The organism is Streptomyces sp. NPDC001858 (assembly GCF_053594615.1).
The window spans coordinates 147,244-166,229 of the sequence record NZ_JBSFEV010000014.1; the positions used below are offsets into that span (position 1 = coordinate 147,244).

General features: G+C 73.0%; 15 protein-coding genes. 6 read left to right on the forward strand and 9 right to left on the reverse strand.

The annotated features are described in order from the left end of the window. Nucleotides 1–4 precede the first annotated feature (4 nt). From ACWCPF_RS21690 to ACWCPF_RS21710, 5 genes are all read right to left on the reverse strand, one after another. Nucleotides 5–586, reverse strand: coding sequence for a hypothetical protein (locus tag ACWCPF_RS21690; protein WP_451046694.1), 582 nt, complete (start codon nt 584–586; stop codon nt 5–7). Between the two features lie 150 nt (nt 587–736). Then, complete coding sequence (locus ACWCPF_RS21695) at nt 737–2,803, reverse strand: ATP-binding protein (protein WP_451046722.1); 2,067 nt, start codon at nt 2,801–2,803, stop codon at nt 737–739. Nucleotides 2,804–3,358: 555 nt separating this feature from the next. Continuing rightward, nucleotides 3,359–4,039 (reverse strand): DUF4255 domain-containing protein, encoded by a 681-nt coding sequence (locus ACWCPF_RS21700; RefSeq protein ID WP_451046695.1) that lies wholly within the window; start codon nt 4,037–4,039, stop codon nt 3,359–3,361. A gap of 19 nt (nt 4,040–4,058) precedes the next feature. After that, nucleotides 4,059–7,220, reverse strand: a complete 3,162-nt coding sequence (locus ACWCPF_RS21705; protein WP_451046696.1) for an HYR domain-containing protein — start codon at nt 7,218–7,220, stop codon at nt 4,059–4,061. A 145-nt stretch (nt 7,221–7,365) separates the two neighbouring features. After that, nucleotides 7,366–7,989: a response regulator transcription factor gene (locus ACWCPF_RS21710; RefSeq protein WP_351917938.1), complete on the reverse strand. Its 624-nt coding sequence runs from the start codon at nt 7,987–7,989 to the stop codon at nt 7,366–7,368. A gap of 160 nt (nt 7,990–8,149) precedes the next feature. On the opposite strand from ACWCPF_RS21710, the gene ACWCPF_RS21715 reads away from it, so the two are divergent. After that, nucleotides 8,150–9,562 (forward strand): COG1470 family protein, encoded by a 1,413-nt coding sequence (locus ACWCPF_RS21715; protein WP_451046697.1) that lies wholly within the window; start codon nt 8,150–8,152, stop codon nt 9,560–9,562. A gap of 78 nt (nt 9,563–9,640) precedes the next feature. On the opposite strand, the gene ACWCPF_RS21720 is transcribed toward ACWCPF_RS21715, so the two are convergent. The 3 genes from ACWCPF_RS21720 to ACWCPF_RS21730 all read right to left on the reverse strand — a co-directional run bounded on the left by ACWCPF_RS21720 (nt 9,641) and on the right by ACWCPF_RS21730 (nt 12,405). Then, nucleotides 9,641–10,402 (reverse strand): eCIS core domain-containing protein, encoded by a 762-nt coding sequence (locus ACWCPF_RS21720; RefSeq protein WP_451046698.1) that lies wholly within the window; start codon nt 10,400–10,402, stop codon nt 9,641–9,643. 144 nt (nt 10,403–10,546) lie between these two features. After that, a complete protein-coding gene (locus tag ACWCPF_RS21725) occupies nt 10,547–11,752 on the reverse strand; it encodes a sensor histidine kinase (RefSeq protein ID WP_451046699.1) in 1,206 nt (401 codons plus the stop codon). Beyond that, nucleotides 11,743–12,405: a response regulator transcription factor gene (locus ACWCPF_RS21730; RefSeq protein WP_451046700.1), complete on the reverse strand. Its 663-nt coding sequence runs from the start codon at nt 12,403–12,405 to the stop codon at nt 11,743–11,745. Before ACWCPF_RS21730 ends, ACWCPF_RS21725 begins: the two co-directional genes overlap by 10 nt. A 120-nt stretch (nt 12,406–12,525) precedes the next feature. Between ACWCPF_RS21730 and ACWCPF_RS21735 the strand changes: the two genes are divergently transcribed. From ACWCPF_RS21735 to ACWCPF_RS21755, 5 genes are all read left to right on the forward strand, one after another. Further along, nucleotides 12,526–13,794, forward strand: a complete 1,269-nt coding sequence (locus ACWCPF_RS21735) for an ABC transporter permease (protein ID WP_451046701.1) — start codon at nt 12,526–12,528, stop codon at nt 13,792–13,794. Nucleotides 13,795–14,051: 257 nt separating this feature from the next. After that, a complete protein-coding gene (locus tag ACWCPF_RS21740; protein ID WP_451046702.1) occupies nt 14,052–15,443 on the forward strand; it encodes an ABC transporter permease in 1,392 nt (463 codons plus the stop codon). Between the two features lie 8 nt (nt 15,444–15,451). After that, nucleotides 15,452–16,183 (forward strand): ABC transporter ATP-binding protein, encoded by a 732-nt coding sequence (locus ACWCPF_RS21745; protein ID WP_451046703.1) that lies wholly within the window; start codon nt 15,452–15,454, stop codon nt 16,181–16,183. Between the two features lie 151 nt (nt 16,184–16,334). Then, the gene (locus ACWCPF_RS21750; RefSeq protein ID WP_451046704.1) at nt 16,335–17,216 is read left to right on the forward strand and encodes a hypothetical protein; all 882 of its coding nucleotides are present in this window, start codon (nt 16,335–16,337) and stop codon (nt 17,214–17,216) included. Continuing rightward, nucleotides 17,195–17,920 (forward strand): DUF1775 domain-containing protein, encoded by a 726-nt coding sequence (locus ACWCPF_RS21755; RefSeq protein WP_451046705.1) that lies wholly within the window; start codon nt 17,195–17,197, stop codon nt 17,918–17,920. The genes ACWCPF_RS21750 and ACWCPF_RS21755 overlap by 22 nt, the downstream gene beginning before the upstream one ends. Nucleotides 17,921–18,073: 153 nt before the next feature. On the opposite strand, the gene ACWCPF_RS21760 is transcribed toward ACWCPF_RS21755, so the two are convergent. Then, a complete protein-coding gene (locus ACWCPF_RS21760; RefSeq protein ID WP_451046706.1) occupies nt 18,074–18,964 on the reverse strand; it encodes an alcohol dehydrogenase catalytic domain-containing protein in 891 nt (296 codons plus the stop codon). Nucleotides 18,965–18,986 lie beyond the last annotated feature (22 nt).

Below are 18,986 nucleotides of genomic sequence, written 5' to 3' on the forward strand. Positions count from 1 at the left end.
CGACTCATTCTCCGGACAGTCGCGCCATGATCTCCAGCGCCATCCTGATTCCGCCGGCAATCTGTCGGACGTCAGCACTCTCGTCGCTTTCATGCAAGGTGACGACATCCGGAAGAAATTGAGTCCAATTCGTTCGCTGCGGCACAATGAGTGCCGACTCCCTAATGTCCGACCGCGGTGAACGCATCCCGGCCGATGAAACCTCGAACACGTCGCCGTCGAAGTCACCAACGGCCACGGCGGCAAGCAGGCGAAAGGCTCTGCGCACTTCCTCTTCTCCGCGGCCCAGGTCGACGGCCGCAACCGCTTCAGCGCGAGAACAACAAGCGAACCCCCGCCTGATGTCATCAGCGACCGCCGTGGCCAGGCCGTTCTCCAGTTCCACGTACTGACATCCCAGGATCAGGTCGTCGACATGGCACACATCACCCTCTCCCGTGCGCCACAGATTCCGTAGAAAATCCTCGTCGAAGTCGGAATCCGATTCCTCTTCGGGGTCCCGCAACTCCCAGCCATGTTCGGCGGCATACCGCGCGAAGGCTTCACTCGGAACCTCACCGACAAATACAAGACGCTGAACTGACATGCATTCCACTTCCCTCAGGAGTAACGCCACCGGATGAGATCAAAGTCGACACTTGTCACGGAAGACCCGCGGAACCCAGCAAATGCTAGGGCACCCGACGCTCCTCTGCCGCTCCATCGAGGACATCGGCCTCGACGCAGCTTCGTTCGGTCACAGGACCAGCAGGTCGACGTACTGGCCGAATTCGCTGGCCAGGGTCAGGCGGCCGAGTTTTTGGTATTCGCGTTGGACCGCGTGGATCAGCTGGCGCATGGTCAGGGGGGAGCCGGCCTCGGCGGTGAGGTAGGCGGCAGTGACGGCTATGGAGCGGATGTTGCCGCCGGCCAGTTCGAAGGAGTCGGCGCAGAAGGGGAGGTCGAGATCGTCGGTGTCGGGCAGGAGGGGGGCCAGGCAGCGGTGCCAGAGGGCGAGGCGTTGGGTGGGGTCGGGGACGGGGAAGTCGACGACCAGGTCGAGGCGGCGGGTGAAGGCGTCGTCGAGGTTGGCGCGGAGGTTGGTGGCGAGGACGGCGAGGCCGTCGAAGGACTCCATGCGCTGGAGGAGGTAGGCGCTCTCGACGTTGGCGTACCGGTCGTGGGCGTCCTTGACCTCGGAGCGTTTGCCGAAGATCGCGTCGGCCTCGTCGAAGAGGAGGACGCCGTTCACCCCGGCCGCTTCGGAGAAGATGCGCTCGAGGTTCTTCTCCGTCTCGCCGACGTATTTGTCGATGACCGTGGAGAGGTCGACTGTGTAGAGGTCCAGGCCCAGGTCCGCGGCGATGACCTCCGCCGACATGGTCTTGCCCGTGCCGGAGTCGCCGGCGAACAAGGCGACGACCCCCCGGCCGCGGGCGCCGCCCGGCCGCATCCCCCATTCGCCGAGCACGCGGTCGCGGTGGCGGGCGCGGGCGGTGAGTTCGCGGAGTTGGGAGAGGGTGTCGGGAGGCAAAACCAGGTCGTCCCAGGCTACGGCGGGTTCGATGCGGCGGGCTAGGACGTCGAGCCCGGCGGAGTTCTGCGCCCGCGCCCCGCGGCGTACGTGGTCGGGGCGCAGTTCGTCGTCGTCCAGAAGCGCGTTCTGGGCCGCGCTTCGGGCCGCCCGGGTGATCTGTTCGGGGGTGAGGAGGAAGGGCGCGAGGAGGTTCGGGATGTCGAGGGCGGCGGGCACCGCGGTGCCGTACGCGGTCTGCCACAGAGCGGCTCGTGCCGTCGGCTCGACGCGCGGGGCGCGCAGCAGCAACGGGGGACGGGTGGACCAGGCGGCGTCCCACGGTATGCGGCCCACGAGGACGACGGGAACCGGGGTGTCCGTCAACTGCCGTAACAGTACGGCCCGTTCACGTTCGCGTTCGCGGTCCAGCGCGTCGACCGGGGCGCAGACCAGACCGGCGCCGGTCAGCCGGGCCTCGCGTACGGCGACGCGCACGGCGTCCACGGGGGCGGGGTCGCGGGCGAGGCGGGCCAGGTCCAGGGCGAGGGCGGGGCGTCCGGCCAGGGCGAGCGCGGTCGCGGCGAGGGCCGGGCCCGCGCCGCCCTGGTCCTCGCGCAGGTAGGCCAGCGGGACCTCGGCCGCGAGGGCGCGGGCCAGCGGGGCGGCGTCGCCCACGCCGGGCACGGGCGGGGCCGGGGTCAGCAGGTCGACGACCCGGGGGTCGGGGGTGTCGTCGCCGAGCAGATGCGCGGTGATCCGGTCCGGTACGCGCAGGGCGCGCCCGAGGAACGGGCGGTCCGGGTCCTCGACGATCAGCAGGCCGCCGGAGAGCAGGGGCGCGGTGGCGCCGAGGCGGGCGCGGGCGGAGGCGTCCGCCGGGGACAGTCCGCACAGCGCCAGAGCCAGGCCGATGGAGGGGCGGCGGCGGGTGACGTCGTCGTTGAGATAGCCGTAGAACGCCTCGAACCGGGCGTCCAGATCGGGCAGCAGGGCGATGAGCAGGATCTCGACGTCGAGGTCGGTCAGGCCCAGGCCGGCGGTGAGGCGGCGCAGGCTGGTGGGCGGGTCGGCGGTGTCGGCCCGGGTCTCGGCCTCGGCGTGCCGGTCGGTGTCCGTGCGGTCGGGGGCGGCGGGCCGGGGCGGGGTGCTCAGGAGGCGGTCGACCGCGTCGTCGGTGAGGTAGAGGCCGCGGAAGGCGTCGTCGGGGTTGGGGTCGGTCTGTCTGCGGGCGGCGACGGCGCGGCGGACGCGTTCCTCGACGAGGACCACCCGGTCCAGCAGGTGGCGAAGGCTGGGGTTCTCGGAGATGGCGTGCTCCTCGCTCCGCTCGGTGTGTGCTGTGTGCTGTGTGCCCGGTGCTCTGTGCCCGGTGCTCTGTGCCGGGTGCTATGTGCCAGGTGCTGTGTGCCGGGTGGGGTACCGCGCCGTGGGTCGGGTCCGGTCCGACCGAATGCGGTCCGGGCCGGTCCAGTCCGGTCGGGCCCGGTCCGGTCGGGCCCGGTCCGGTCGTGTGTGGCGTGGCCGCCGCGTGGTCCCCCGGCTCCCGCCAGGGGGCGCGGTGGCGTGCCGGGCCTGGTACGGCGGCCGCGCGTGCGGCGCTCGGCAGGCGCCGACCGGCCCGGGGTCAGCCGGCCTGGCGTCAGCCGGCCCGAGGCCAGCCCGCCCGAGGCCAGCCGGGCCGGGGTCAGCCGGGACGGGCCGCCGCCGGGGCAGGTCCGGCCGAGCCCGCGCCGGATCCGTGCGGCGGCCGGCGCGGCACTGCCGAGCCCGCGCCGGATCCGTGCGGCGGCCGGCGCGGCACTGCCGAGCCCGTGCCGGGTCGCCCCGGGGGTGCTGGCCCCCGGGGCGGACCGCAGCGCGTGGTCATTCGCGGACGCGCCGGTAGCGGGCCGGCCGGGGGCGACGGGCCGCCGGGTCGTCCGTCGCGTCGGCCTCCCGCGCCGCGGCGGGGCCCTGGCCGGTGCGCCGGGTGTCCTCCAACCCGAGGCGCAGGCCGCCCTCCTCGGTGACCGGCGGCGCCGCCGGAGCGACTCCGGTGCCGACGAGCGGAAGGCTGATCACGAGGTCGAGGGAGGGTTTCAGCTCCCCGCCGAGCGCGCTCCACACGTCCGCGAACGCCCGGTCCTCGGGGGGCGGCAGCGCGATGGTCATCGGCACCGACAGCGGCAGCCCGGCCAGTGAGCCGGTCATGTGCTCGGTGGGCATGGCGTCGCTGCCGAGCAGGCACAGCAACAGGGACGACAGCAGGCGGTGTTCGTCCTCGGGACGCCGCGTCCAGGCGGTGATCAGGTAGGACAGCTTGAAGTAGCGGGGCGGGCGGTGCCGGGCGATGACGGTGCCGCGCTCGTCGTACTCGTTGGACAGGCCGCGGGAGCGGCGGCGCATGTCCTCCCGGATGTCGTAGAGGTACAGATTGACGGTGGGCGCGTTGACCTTGGCCGCCCACTCGCGGGTGGGTGCGTCGAACATGACGCTGACCTGGGTGCCGCGCAGGGCGTCGTTGCGTACGAGGGCGCGCAGGGCGTCGTCCACCTCGTGGATCACGATTCCTCCTCCGGCGAGCTCATCCGCGGCCGATGAAGTCGGGTGGCTGGAGGCTGCGCGGCACGACCAGGACCTGCGGACTGGCGACCGGGTCGTATCCGGGTCCTGTGGCGCTGAGCAGCCGGGGTCCGGTCCGGTCCTTGCGCAGGACGAGGACCTGGGTGCGGAACCCGCCGTCGGCGCCCACCCGTACCGGGACCGTCGCGGCGGTGGTGCCCTGGCTCCACTTCAGTTGTACGACGCTTCCGGCCGGGAAGCCGCGGCCCTCGGCGAGGACGACGTCGCCGAGCCGGGCGACGACGGGTCCGACGGTCAGCACGGGCTTGAGGACGCGCAGCGGGCGCGAGTCGGTGTTGTTGAAGGGGATCGGGTCGGTCGGCGTGCTCGCGACCCGGCCGGTCAGGTTGCCGCTGACGGCCTGGTCGTAGGACAGCCGGGTGGTGACCTGGAGCCGGGCGCCGGCCGCGAGGGTGCAGGGGAGGCGGGCGGTGCAGCGGTCCTGGAGGCTCACCATGGTGACGGGTCCGGGTATGCCGGGGGTCAGGACGACGTTCGCGGCGGGGTCCGGTCCGGCGTTGGTGAGGGTGAAGGTCGCGGTGACGGTGCCGCCGATGAAGGCGGGCTGCGGGTTGACGGCGGCGGTCACGGCGACGTCGGAGGAGGGCGCGGGCGGCACGGGCGGGACCAGGATGACGGTCATGACGCCGGTGTCGCGGCCGGTGTTGCCCGCCTTGTCGGTCGCCGTGCAGATGACGGTCGTCCTGCCGGGCCTGAAGTTCGACCCGGAGGGCGGGGTGCAGGTGGTGGGCAGGGCGCCGTCGACGACGTCCTGAGCGGTGGCGGTGTACGCGACGGTCACGCCGTCCATGCTGAGGGACCGCACGATCCGGTCGTCCACCTGGACGACCGGCGCGGTGGTGTCGACGACGGTGAAGACGGCGGTGTCGGTGCCGGTGTTCTCGTGCGCGTCCGTGGACGTGCAGGTCACGATGGTCTCGCCGAGCGCGAAGGTGGACCCGGTCACGGGCGTGCAGCTGACGGCCAGGGGTCCGTCGACGAGGTCCTGGGCGGTGGCGGTGTACTCGATGACGGCGCCGGCGGGGCCGGTGGCCTCCGCGGTGCGGTCGTCCACGATGACCACGGGCGGGGTCGTGTCGACGACCGTGATGACGGCGGTGTCGGTGCCGGTGTTCTCGTGCGCGTCCGTGGACGTGCAGGTGACGGTGGTCTGCCCGACGGGGAAGGTGGAGCCGGAGGACGGTGTGCAGGTGACCGTCGTCGGGCCGTCCACGATGTCGACCGCGGTGGCGGTGTACTCCACGGCCGCGCCGGCGGGTCCGGTGGCCTCCACCGTCAGGTCGTCGACGGTGACGACGGGCGGGGTGGTGTCGACGACGGTGATGACGGCGGTGTCCTTGCCGACGTTCTCGCGGGAGTCCGACGCCGTGCAGGTCACCGTCGTCGGCCCGATCGGGAACAGCGAACCCGACGGCGGCTCACAGACGACCGGCACCGTCCCGTCGACCGTGTCCTCGGCCGACGCGGGGTACTCCACGACCGCGCCCCCGGGGCCGGTGGCCTCCGCGGTGCGGTCGTCGACGGTGACCAGCGGGCCGGTCGAGTCGGTCACGGTGAACTCGGCCGTGTCACGGCCGGTGTTGCCGGCCTTGTCGGTCGCCGTGCAGGTGACGGTGGTCTTCCCGATGGGGAACGTCGAGCCGGAGGGCGGTTTGCACTTGGTCGGGACGACGCCGTCCACGATGTCCGTGGCCGTGGCGGAATACGTGATCACGGCGCCGCCGGGACCGGTCGCCTCGGCGGTGCGGTCGTCGACGCTCACCACCGGCGCGGTGGTGTCGACGACGGTGAACACGGCCGTGTCGCGGCCGACGTTGCCGGCCTTGTCGGTGGCCGTGCAGGTGACGGTCGTCCGCCCGAGGCGGAAGCGCGTCCCGGAGGCCGGGACGCACGACACCGGGACGACGCCGTCGACGTTGTCGCGCGCGGTGGCCGGGTAGCCGATGACCGCGCCGTCCGGGCCGGTGGCCTCCACCGTGCGGTCGTCGACGGTCACCACCGGGGCGGTCACGTCCTTGACGGTGATGCGGATCTGTTCCCGGTAGGCCGGTTCGGCCGTCGGGCCGACGAGGAACTGGACCGTGCAGGACAGTGTGGAGCCCTGCGGCGCGTTCGGGGCGACCGTGATCCGCTCGCTGAAGGAGGCGGTCTGGCCGCTGGTCACCTGGACGCTCGTCGGCGAGAGGGAGACGCCCAGCGAGGGGTTGCAGTCGACGAGTCGGTGGCCGACCGTGACGGGCAGGTTCGTCAGGCCCTGGACGATGGCGTCCGACACGTCGTCGGCGTTGATGCCCTGGAGGTACTTGCCGCCGGTGGCCTGGGTGACCCTTCGGGCCTGGCCGGACTGGTCGAGCCCGTTTCCGTCGACGCCGACGGCGAGGACCTTGACGCCGCGGCCCTGGAGCGTCGTGATGACGTCGGCGAACCGGTGCCCGTTGCTGGGGTCGTGGCTGGGGGCGTCGCCGACCAGGACGACGATGGGGCTGGCGCCGTCCCGGAACGTGTTCCGGCCGCCGGCCCCGGTCGCCACCTCGTGGAGCGCGTTCCCCCAGTCCTCCGCGGTGTCGCCGCCGCCGGAAGCGGTCAGGGCGTTCACCCCGCGCTGGATGGCGGCGCGGTCGGCGGTGAACGCCTGGTGCAGCAGGAAGAGCCGGCTTCTGGTGCCCACGTCGCCGAAACTGGCCACGGCGAAACGAGTGTCGGACTGCTCCTCGAAGACCTCGTTGACGATCGACGGCAGGTTCCGCTTCACGTTGCCGATGACGTCGTCCATGCTCCCGGTGTTGTCCACCAGCAGCACCACGTCGGGCTTGGGCGGCACCACCGGGGTCCGCACCTGCTTGGCGACGGTGATCGAGGCGCCGGGATTGAGCGACTGCTCCACCAGCGACGGGGTCACCGGGGACGTCGGGACCGGCGCCGTCGGGGCCTTCGCCGTCGGGGCGGACGGAGCCGAGGGCGACGGGGAAGGAGAAGGGGAGGGCGAAGGGGAGGACGACGCCGTCGCCCGGGCCTGCGGCGTCGTGTCTGCGATGTCTGCCCCTACCGCGCCGAGCGCCAGGACCGAGGCCATCAGGCCCGCCCTCAGCCGGAACAACCGCACGACTTCCCCTCCCGATCGGCGTCTGCCCCACCGTCCCCGGCGCCGCTCTTCGACGGAGCGGCTCATGGGACACGCGTTTGGGAAGTGCGGTCTGCCCTTCAGGGCAATCCGCCGCTCCCTCGGCCGCCGGGGCGGCCCGGCCTGTTCAGATCAGCCCCTGCCGCAGCGCATAGGCCACGACATGAGAGCGGTTGCGCAAGTGCAGCCGGGTGACGAGGTCGTGCAGGATGTTCTTGATGGTCCGTTCGGAGTACGCGAGTTTGGTGGCGATGTCCCCGGTGTCGTACCCCTCGGCGACGAGCCGGACGACCTCGATCTCCCGGTCGGTGAGCCCGCTGAAGTTCAGGCCGCGCGGCGCCAGGACCTGGCTCTGCAACTGGCCGACCTGCTCCAGCAGGCGGCCCAGCAGGTCCGCGGGAACGCTGCCCTCTCCCCTGGCCACCGCGTTGATCACCTGCACCAGCCGTTCCGGCGTCGCCTCGGACCGGCGCAGGACGCCCGCCACTCCGCATTCGGCGGCGCCGACCAGCTGCTGGTCGTCGATGCGGGTGGCGACCAGCGCCACCCGGGCGGCGGTCGTCCGCCGGATGTGGCGAAGGGTCCGCAGCGACTCCTCGTCTATGGTGTCGACGACGACCACCACCACTGCGGCGGCCGGTTCCTCCCCCTCCTCCTGCAGCCGGATCTCCGGCCGGGGCCGCAGTTGGGTGGCGACCCCCGCTCTGGAGATCGGGTCATCTGCGCGCAGGCACACAACTATCCGGTCCACACCAGTCTCCCCCCTGGTCGAGCGCATCGCGGCGCGTCGAGCAGTATGCGGGAGGGCACTCCACGCAAAGTCAACAAGGCGTCAATGGGCACCTCAGCTTCCCGAAAGTCTTCCTGTACGGCCCCTCTCGGTCCCGGCCACCGACCTTATTGTGCCGATCATGACAACTGCGGCGAGCCTGGACACGACCGCTGTGACCGCCGAGCCTGGTGGGCTGATCGAAGTCCCGCTTCAGGTACGCAACTCCGGCAGCACGGTGGAGGAGTATCGCTTCGAGGTCGTGGGCCCGGCAGCGGCCTGGGCGACCGTCGAACCAACGAGCCTTTCGCTGTATCCGGACAGCACGGGCACGGCGGTGCTGGCACTGAGCCCGCCCCGAAGCCCGGAGGTGCCGGCCGGGGACGTCCCCTTCGGCGTGCGGGTGGTGCCCACCAGCGCCCCCGACACGACGGTGGTCCCCGAGGGCGTGGTCACGGTCCTGCCGTACGCCGCGATCACCGGGGAGCTGGTGCCCCGCGGGTTCGACGGCGCCTGGCGCGGCCGTACCGACGTGGCCATCGACAACCGCGGCAACATCCCGATGACGGTGCAGCTGGCGGCCCAGGGCGACAGCTCCCGGGTGCGGTTGGGCGTCGCCCGGGAGACCGTCGAGCTGCCGCCGGGCGCGGCCGAGCTGACCCGGCTCACCGCGCGTCCGGCGCGGCGGCTGTGGCGCGGCACTCCCGTCGTGCATCCCTTCCAGGTGGTGGCGAATCCCACGGGCGCCGCGCCGCACGAGTCGGTCGCCCTGGACGGCACCTACCAGCAGGACGCGATCCTGCCGCGCTGGCTGCCGCGCGCCCTGCTGGCGGTGCTGGCCGTGGCGGCGACCCTGGCCATCGTGTGGTTCGCCCTGCTGCGTCCGGTGGTGCGGTCGGCGGCCCGGGAGGAATCCCAGAAGCAGGTGGCCGCCGTGCTGTCGCCCACCCCCGGGGCGACCGGCGCCGCGACCGGCGGAGGCTCCTCCGGTGCGTCGGCCGGAGCGCCCGGAACGAACAGCGGCGGGTCGGGCGGCGGTGCGCCGAGCTCCGGCACCTCGGCCGGCACGAGCGCCGGAAGCACCGGCGGGGGCTCGGGCGGATCGGGCACCGGTGGCAGCACCGGCGGCGGCGGGGGCACCGGGAGCGGCGGAGGCGCCGTGGATCCACGCAGTGCGCAGACCGCGGTCAAGGACTCGGTGGGCGGCGGCTCGACGGCCGACACGGTGTACCGCGTCCCGGCCGGTCAGATCTTCGACCTGACGGACCTCGTGGTGCAGAACCCGCAGGGCGACTCCGGCACCGTCGTCATCGCCGCCGGCAGCCGGACCCTGCTGACGCTGGCCCTGCAGAACTTCCGTGACCAGGACTACCACTTCGTCACACCGATCGCGGTGCCCGCCGGTGGGCGGATCACCATGACGGTGACCTGCAGTGCGGTCGGACAGCCGGTGGGCGGTCCGGTGCCGGCCCAGTGCGACGAGTCGGTGCTGGTCGGCGGAACCCTGCGGCAGGCGCCCAGCCCGAGCCCCTCCCCCTCCCCCTCCGCGGCCTGACCCGGCCGAAGGCCGAAGGGCGGCAGGACCGACCGGCAGCGGACGGCCCCCGGGCACCGGCCCGGGGGCCGTCCGCGTTCAGGCTTCGCCCGCCTCTTCTTCCTCCGCCTCGGCCCGCTGCACGAACAGCCCCTGCACGTCGGCGGGTTGCTCGTCCTCCCCCTCGGCCTCCCGCTGGACCACCCCGGACGACGCGGCAGCGGCCGGGGCCGCGGTCTCGGTCACGGTCGGCGCGGCCGGGGCGGACATGACACGGTCGGCATTCTCGCTGGCCTCCCGCTCATACCGGTCCGAGGGGTCGCTGACCCGGATCCCGCCGGGCGCCGTGGTCCCGTCGACCGGGCCGCTGCGCTGCTGGATCACATGGGTCAGCTCATGGGCGAGCGTGGTGCGCCCGCTATGGGACGACGGGTCGTAGGCATCGCGCTGGAAGACGACGTTGTTGCCGACGGTGTAGGCATGCGCGCCGACCGACTTGGCGGACTCGTGCGCCGCGTCGCCCGTGTGCACCCGCACGTCGGAGAAGTCCGCGCCGAGCCTTCCCTCCATGTCGGAGCGGACGTCGGCGCCGAGGCTCTGCCCGGAGCCGGACCCGACGACGTCGTGCACCGGCGAGCGCTGCGCCGAGGGCGACTCCTCGTCCTGCTCGCGTTGCAGCATCGCGCCCACCGCGCTGTTGCCGACGGCACGCTGCAGCGTGCCCAAGCCGGACGGGCCCAGAACATCGGGGCGGCCTGCGGCTGCCGCTTTGAACAGCCGCGAGTCGTCGGTCTGGGACTGCCGGTGGCCGGCTTGCTGGTGGTCGTCGTCGTGGTCGTGGTCATGTATGTGGTCGGGCATGTTCGCTCCCTGGGGCGTCCATCGGCAGACCTCTCTGACCCTGACACTGCCTCAGCGCGCCCGCCGGGTACAGACATGCGGCTGCCTACGGAAGTGCAGCCGCCACTGCCCGATGAGGCAACCGCCGCCCCTGCCAGGAGCCGATCAGGGAAAGCGGACCGTGACGACGAGGCCGCCCGGGCGACCGGGTTCGGCCGTCGCCTCGGTGCCGTGGGCCTCGGCGATGGAGCGGACGATGGCGAGGCCCAGCCCGTGGCCGGTGGCGCCGACGCGGTCCTGGGCGAGCCGGCGGAACGGCTCGAACAGGTCCGGTACCCGGTCGGCGGGCACGGTGGGCCCGGTGTTGGACACGGTCAGCGTGTTCCCTTCGAGCCGTACCCGGACCCGGCCGCCGGGGTGGTTGTACTGAAGGGCGTTGCGCATCAGGTTGGTGAGCAGGTGGCGCAGCAGCACGGGATCGCCCAGGACCGTCAGCGGCCGGTCCCCCGTCACCGTCACCTCCACTCGCCCTTCCTCGGCCTGCGGGGCGAGCTCGGCCGCGACGAGCCGCGCGGCCGCCGACAGGTCCACGGTCTCGGTCCGCTCCAGGCCCCGGTCGCTGCGGGCGAGCAGCAGCAGTGCGGTGATCAGCTGCTCGGCCTCGCGGTTCGCGGAAAGGAGGTCCTCGCGTACTTCGGCGAGGCCTTCCGGGAGGGGATCGGCGAGGCCCACCTCCAGGCTGGTGCGCTGGACGGCGAGGGGTGTCCTGAGTTCATGGGAGGCGTTGGCGACGAAGCGCCGCTGGCTCTCGAAGGACTTCTCCAGCCGGTCGAGCATGGTGTCGAAGGTGTCGGCGAGGCGGTGGAGTTCGTCGTCGGGGCCGGTGAGCGCCAGCCTCTGGTGCAGGTTCTGCTCGCTGATCCGACGGGTGGCGGCCGTCATCGCGGCGACCGGCCCGAGCGCCCGCCCGGCCAGCCACCGGCCGACCAGTCCGGCGAGCAGTGCCATGACGAGCAGTCCGACGGCCGACCAGAGCACCATCTGCCGCAGGGCGGTGTCCTGCACGGCCTGTACGGTCTGGTCGAACTGCCGGATGTAGGCGGCGGAGTCGTCGCCGGTCGGGCCGGGCGGAGTCAGGGTTCCGTCGGGGTCCGTGGGGTAGGCGCGCCCTGCGGACACCGCGCTGCCGCTCGGCGGGGCGCCTCGGCTGATGGCGATTCCCTCGACCTGCCGGGCCGTCCCGTAGCGTGCGAGCAGCACGACGAAGACCAGCAGCGCCGCGCCCGCCAGCAGGAAGAGCGCGGAGAACGCCACGGTCAGCCGGGCCCGGAACGGCATGCCCCGGAGCAGGGTCCGCGGGGTCAGTCGCACAGCCGGTATCCCTGTCCCTTGTCGGCGGTGATGAGGCCGGAGTCGCCCAGTTTGCGGCGCAGTCGGCTGATGGCGGCCCGTACCGCGCTGGTGCGGGGGTCGAGGTTCTCGTCCCATACGGTGCGCACGAGTTCGTCGTGCGGGACGGCCGTCCCGCGGGCCTCCATGAGCCGGTGCAGGACCGCGAACTCCTTGGGGGTCAGCTCCAGCGGCCGGCCGCCCACCGACACCTTGTGCCGCGCCCGGTCCAGGGTGATGTCCTCGTGTCGCAGCACGACCGGCGGCGGCTTGGGCGCGCGGCGGCTGAGCGTGCGCACCCGGGCGGTCAGCTCGGCGAAGTCGAAGGGTTTGGTCAGATAGTCGTCGGCGCCGAGAGCGGTGAGCCCGTAGACCTTGTCCGTGATCTCGCCGGCCGCCGTGAGCATCAGGATCCGCGGTGGGGCGGTGAGTTCGCGCAGCCGTCGGCACACCTCGTCGCCCGTCATGACCGGCAGATCGCGGTCGAGGACGATCACGTCGTAGTCGGTGAGCAGACACATCCGTTCGGCCTGCGCGCCGGTGGACGCGATGTCGACGGCCATCGCCTGGCGGCGCAGACCGGTGGCGATGGTGCGGGCGAGGATGTGATGGTCCTCGGCTACCAGAACTCTCATGCGCCCCATGAAACCCGGCGGGGTATTGCAGCGGGATAAGAACCGTCGCGGGGACGGCGTGCTTATGTCGCCGCAACGTGCTTATCCCGCTGCGCGGGGCGCCCTGTTTCTGTCGGGGCCATGAACTTCGTCAAGCGCGCCGGGCTCGGTCTGCGCGCCAGGAAAGCCCGGACGGCCGTCCTGTGCGGGATCTTCGTCGTCATCTGCACCCTGCTGCTGGGCGGCTTCCTGCTGCGCGGCGCCGCCGCCCGCCAGGCGGCGCAGGCGCAGCGGACCATCGGTGTCGATGTGACGCTGAAGGGCGACGGCCTCACCCCCGCGCTGGCGGACCGGCTCGGTTCGTCCCCGGAGGTGCACCGCTACAACCCGCTGCTCCCGCTCGACGCGGCGGCTCTCGGCGTCGAGCCGCTGGAGTCCGATGCCCCGCGGCCGCCCGGTGACCGCGCCGGGGCGAAGTCGGAGCCGGTGCTGGCGCTGCACGGCGTACGGGACTCGGAGCTGCTGCTGCCGTTCTCGTACGGCTCGAACAAGATCACGGCGGGGCGTGGGATCACCCCCGGGGACGCCGGCCGCGAGGTCGCCGTGGTCGAACGGCGGCTCGCCGCGAGGAACGGGCTCGAGGTCGGCGACAGCGTCCGGGTGCGGTCCGCCGACGGCAGGCGCGTCGTGCCGCTCACGGTGGTCGGGATCTTCCGGGACGCCAGGCCGGACCCGGCGGGCTGGACGCCGCCGCGGCTGCTGCCCGGCAACGCGCTCTACGTGCCCGTCGGCGCGGTTCAGCGGCTGAGTCCCGGTGCGGCGGGCGTCAGCGAGGCGGTCTTCAGGGTCGGCTCCCCGGCACAGGCCGAGCGGTTGCGCCGCGAGGCCCGGCGGCTGCTCGGCACGGGTTCGTTCGACTTCCGCGTCAACGACAAGGCGTACGACGATCAGGTCCGCCCGATCCAGCGGGTGGGCACCCTCGCCGGGCTGATCGTGCGGATCGTCGCCGTGGCCGGTGCGCTGATTCTCGGGCTCATCGTGATGCTGCAGATCCGGGACCGGCGCGCGGAGTTGGGGGTGCTGCTGTCGCTGGGCGAGCGGAAGTGGAAGCTCGTCGGCCAGCACACCGTGGAAGTGGCCGCCGTCGCCCTGCCCGCCGTGGCCGTCGCCGCCCTGGCCGGTCAGCTCGCCGCCCGGCACGCGGGCGATGCCCTGCTGGACCGGCGGGAGCCCGCCGCCCTGCGGCCCGCGGCCCCGGACACCCCGGCCGAGGTGCCCGAGATGCGCGTCGAGCCCGCCGACCTCGGCCGGGTCGCCGGCATCGCTCTCGGCATCTCCCTGGTCGCGACCGTCGTCCCCGGCATCGGAATCCTCCGCCTCCACCCTCGCTCCATCCTGGCCGCCGAGTAGGCGCTCCGCTGGTAGTGCCGCGATGTGCCGTCGTTTTGCTGCGGCGCCGTCGTGGCTGGTCGCGCCGTTCCCCGCGCCCCTTCGGGGCGCTGCCGACCTCCCCCGACCCGCTCAGCCGCCGCACCGACACGCATCGAGAGAGCCGCGATGCGCCGTCGTGGCTGGCCGCGCCCGCGCGGCGGAGCCGCATATGTCAGCGCCCCGCGCCCCTTCAGGGCGCTGCCGAACCGACACGTATTGAGAGAAACGAGATCGATATGAACTTCGTCAAGCGGGCAGGGCTCAGCCTCTGGTCCCGCAGGGGAACGACCCTGATCACCCTGTGCACCTTCCTGGTCATCTCCGTGATGGTCCTGGCCGGTGTGCTGATCAGGGACGCGACCGCGCAGGCCGGACAGGAAGCCGTGCGTTCCGTGGGCGCCGAGGTCAACCTGTCGATGGACCTGGAGAACGCGGGCGCCGGCGGTCGGCTGGTGGCCCCTCGGATCGAGGTCTCGGTGGTGGACCGGCTGGGTGCGTCGCGGCTGGTCCAGAAGTACAACTACGCGACCTTCGACAGGAGCATCGTCAAGGGCGGCGTCGAGCTGGTCCCCGGGGGTGCGGACGCCTCGGCGGCGGCGGGCATGGGACCCGACGGCACCGCGACCCTCGGCGTCCTCGACTCGGCGCTGCTGCCCGACTTCCGCAGCGGCAACTTCAAGCTGCTGTCCGGAAAGCACCTCACCGCCGCGGACAAGGACAGACGCCTGCTGCTGATCGAGGAGCGGCTGGCCCGGAAGAACGGCCTCGCCGCCGGCGACCGGATCACCCTCGGAGCGAACGAGGGCAGCGCGACCGCCGACTTCACCGTGGCCGGTGTCTACCAGGACCCGCGCCCCGGCTCCGAGCCCGAACCCGAGTACCGGATCAACCCCGCCAACATGCTCTACGCGTCCGTGGGCGGCTTCACCGCGCTCAACTCCGCCGGGAACGCACCCCAGCAGGTCGGGCAGGCGACCTTCCTCCTGCGGGACGCCGGCGACCTGGAGGAGTTCAAGAAGGAGGCCGGGCGGATCGCGGGTTCCGCGCTCGACGGGTTCGCGCTCGACGTCAACGACAAGGCGATCCGCCAGCTGACCGGACCGCTGGACGGCATCACGTCCACCGCCACCCTCGCGATGTGGCTGATCGGCCTCGCGGGCACCGTGGTCCTCATCCTCCTCGTCAACCTCGCCGTCAAGCAGCGCCGCAGGGAGTACGGCGTGCTGCTGGCGATGGGCGAGAGGAGGTGGAAGCTCATCGCCCAGCAGGCGCTGGAGATCGTCGCGGTCGCCGTGTTCGCCGTCGGTCTGAGCGCGCTGTTCACCGAGAGGCTGACCCAGAGCGTGGGCCAGTCGCTGCTCGGCAGGGAGGCCGCCGACGCCCGGCGTGAGCTCGACTCCTGGCAGCCCCCGGCCGACGGGAGCACCGGCCTCGCCGAGGGCAGCGACCCGGACGACAGGCCGGTGGAGAACGCCGACCCCGTCGACAGGATCACCGTCCGTCTGGAACCGGCGACCCTCGCCACCGTCGGCGCCGTCGGCCTCGGCATCGGCCTGCTGGCCACCGCCGTCCCGGCCGCGTTCGTCCTGCGGCTCGACCCCCGCACCATCCTCACGAAGGGCAAGTGAAGGCCACCATGACCGATGCCACCGATGCCACCGATGCCACCGAAACCCTGCCCCCGCCCCTGCTCCGGCTGGACGGCGTCAGCCACGTCTACGCCGACCAGCGCCGCCGGACCACCGTGCTCAAGAACATCGACCACACCTTCGAACGCGGCGTCTTCTACACCGTCCTGGGGCCCTCGGGCAGCGGCAAGACCACCCTGCTCGGCCTCGCCGGCGGCCTCGACACACCCACCCGGGGCACCATCAGCTTCAACGGCCGGGACCTGACGAAGCTGGGCCTCGGCCGCTATCGCAACCGGCACGCCGCCACGATCTTCCAGCACTACAACCTGCTCACCTATATGACCGCCCTTCAGAACGTCACCACCGCCATGGAGATCACCGGGGTGAAGCCGGAGCGGGGCGGACGCCGGGCCCGCGCCCTGGAGCTCCTGGAGCGGGTCGGCCTGGACAAGGACACGGCCACGCGCAACGTGCTGCGGCTGTCCGGCGGCCAGCAGCAGCGGGTCGCCATCACCCGCGCCCTGGCCTGCGACGTCGACATCCTCTTCGCCGACGAGCCGACCGGAAACCTCGACGAGGAGACGGCGGACGGTGTCATCGACCTCTTCCGCGAACTGGCCCATGAACAGGGCAAGTGCGTGGTGGTCGTCACGCACTCCCAGCAACTGGCGGCGCGCTCGGATCGCGTCCTGACCCTGCGCAAGGGCAAGCTGACGGCAGAGGTCCGACCACGCTGACCAGGCGCCGGCCATCGGCGACGCGGGGCGGTGGAGCCGTGAACAGCCCCGCCCACGCCGACGTATACGACCAGGTGGGGAAGAGAACTCGCCCGTGCGGCACCCGGCGACCGGCCGGTGGGCGAAGATGGCAGCCGTGCCGCCTGATCACATGACCGGGCACGAGAGTCGTGCCGGAGCAGGCCGGGCCAGCCACGCGGGAGCGTGCACGCGGGCCGGCCTGTTCGCCGTGCTCGGCACCGTGCTCGCGACCTTCGGGCACCACGCGGTCGCCGACGGCGCGGTGCCCTGGCGGCTGGTGGCCGCTTTGATCGTGGTCCAGTTCGCGGCGGTCTGGCCGCTCGCGCGACGCCGCTACGCGCCGGTCGCCACCATCGCCTTCACCCTGGCGACACAGCAGGCACTGCACCTCGCGCTGTCCTACGCGGACGGCGCGGCCTCGATGCCGATCCCGACGATCCCGACGATCTCCACGATCTCCACGACGATGGCGATGCCGCAGCACGCGATGCACGCCGGACACCTGGCCGCCGCCTCCGGGGACGGCCATTCCTGGCATCACTCGGGAGCCGCGATGACGGCGGTGCACACGCTCGCCGCGCTGGCGGTCGCATGGCTGCTGCACCGGGCGGACGCGGGCATGACGGCGGCGCTCGGCACGCTGCACACGCTGGCCAGGGCAGCGGTGGCGGCCCTCGCCCAGGCGCTGCCGTGGGCGATCGCCGACCCGGAGCGGGCGTTGCTCGGGCTGCCTGCCGGGCAGCCCGGCGCGGTCTTCGCGGTGGCGGCTCGGGCCTGGGACGAAGTACTGGAGTACGCGGTGGTGCGCAGGGGACCACCGCGGCGCGAGCGCCCTCCGGTCCTTCACCGGTCCCGCCCGCCCCGAAGGGCGCGGGGCCGGATTCCCCCGTATCGGCAAGGAGTTCCCCTGTGGCATCCGCAGTGTCATCCCCTGTGTCCTTCGTATCCACGTCCACCCGCCCGACGGCGCGTGCCGGGCGTCGTCTCGTGGTGGCCGGCGCCGTCGCGTTGACGGCGACGCTCGCCCTGGCCGCACCGGCCGCCGCGCACGCGGAGGTCGAGGCCGACCGCCCCCAGGCCCTGGCGGAGAACGTCACCCTGACCTTCGTCTCGGAAGCCGAGTCCGCCTCCGCGGGCTTCACCAAGCTGCGCGTCGTGCTCCCCGCGGGCATCGCCCCCACCGACATCACCCTCGGCGAGGCCCCCAAGGGCTGGAAGCTGACGGTCACCGAGGACGGCTACACCCTCGGCGGCCCGGCGCTCAAGACCGGCGTCGACGCCGAGCACACGATCAAGGTCCGGCAGCTGCCGGACGCGAAGGAGCTGGTGTTCAAGACCGTCGAGACCTACAGCGACGGGGAGATCTCCCGCTGGATCGAACTGCCCACCGGCGGCAAGGAGCCCGAACAGCCCGCCCCGGTCCTGGAACTGAAGGCGGCGGCCCCGGGCGCGAAGCCGGTCGCTCCGAGCCCGACGGCGGCCGACACGCAGAGCGCGGCCCCCAGTGCGCCCGCCGCCTCCCCCACCCCGTCCGCCACCGCCACCGCGACGGAGGCGGACTCGGACGCCACGCCGGCGGCCAAGGAGACGGCCGCCGACGAGGACGACGGCATGTCCTCCGGCGTCCTGGCCGGGGTGATCGTCGCCGTCCTGCTCGCCCTCGGCGGCGGAGCCTGGTGGCTGGTCAAGCGGCGGACCTCGTCGTCCGAGAGCTGACGTCCACCGCCGTCGCTCCGGGGATCCACCGCCCGGGGCGACGGCCGGCGGGCCGCCGTGAAAGTTCCGGGCGCGCGCTGCGGAGCCGCACATGTCAGCACCCCGCGGCCCTTCAGGGCGCTGCCGAACCGCAGCCGACCTCGCCCCACCCGCTCAGGGCACGAGGACCAGCCGTCCGCGTATCCCGCCCTCCGCGAGGCGGGCGTGGGCCTTGGCCGCGTCCGTCAGGGCGAAGGTCTCCGCCACCCGCAGCGGCAGCACGCCGTCGTCCACCAGTCGGACCAGCTCCGCCAGCCGGGCCCCGTCGGCGGCCACCTCGACCGCGGCGGTCCGCACACCCCGCACCGAGGCGGGGTGGGCCCCCGGGATCACCCCGGCGAAGGCGCCCCCGTCCCGCACCCACGCCAGCGCACGTTCGCCGAGCTGCGCCGCGTCCAGGACCGCGTCGGCCGCGCCGGCCGCGACCTCGCCGGTGCTGAAGTGCGCGGCGCCGAGAGACCGTACGAACTCCTCGTCCGTCGGCCGGGCCACGCCGGTCACCGCGAACCCCTGGTGGGCGGCCAGCCGCACCGCGAACGCGCCGAGCGCGCCCGCCGCCCCGGTGACGACCAGCGACTGTCCGGGTTCGAGGGACAGCAGGTCGAGGGCCTGTGCGGCGGCGAGCGCGTTCAGCGGAAGGCCGGCCGCGTGGACGGCGTCGACCGTCGTCGGGGCCTTGGCCACCGCGGTCGCCGGGACGACGACGTACTCCGCGTGCGAACCCAGCTCGGCGCCCATGCCGTGGTGCAGCGCGACGACCTCGTCGCCTGCCTGCCAGTCGGCGCCCGCGCCGACCGCGTCCACGGTCCCGGCGACGTCCCAGCCGAGCCCGAGCCGTCGGCCCGCGCCGCCGAACGCTCCGACGCGCACGCCCGCGTCCACCGGGTTCAGCGCGGCCGCCGCCACCTTGATCCGTACCTCGCCGACGCCCGGCTCCGGCGTCGCCACCTCCGCGATCTCCACGGCCTCGGGCCCGCCGAACGAGGTCACCACTGCTGCACGCATCGCACTCAACTCCCCATGTCAG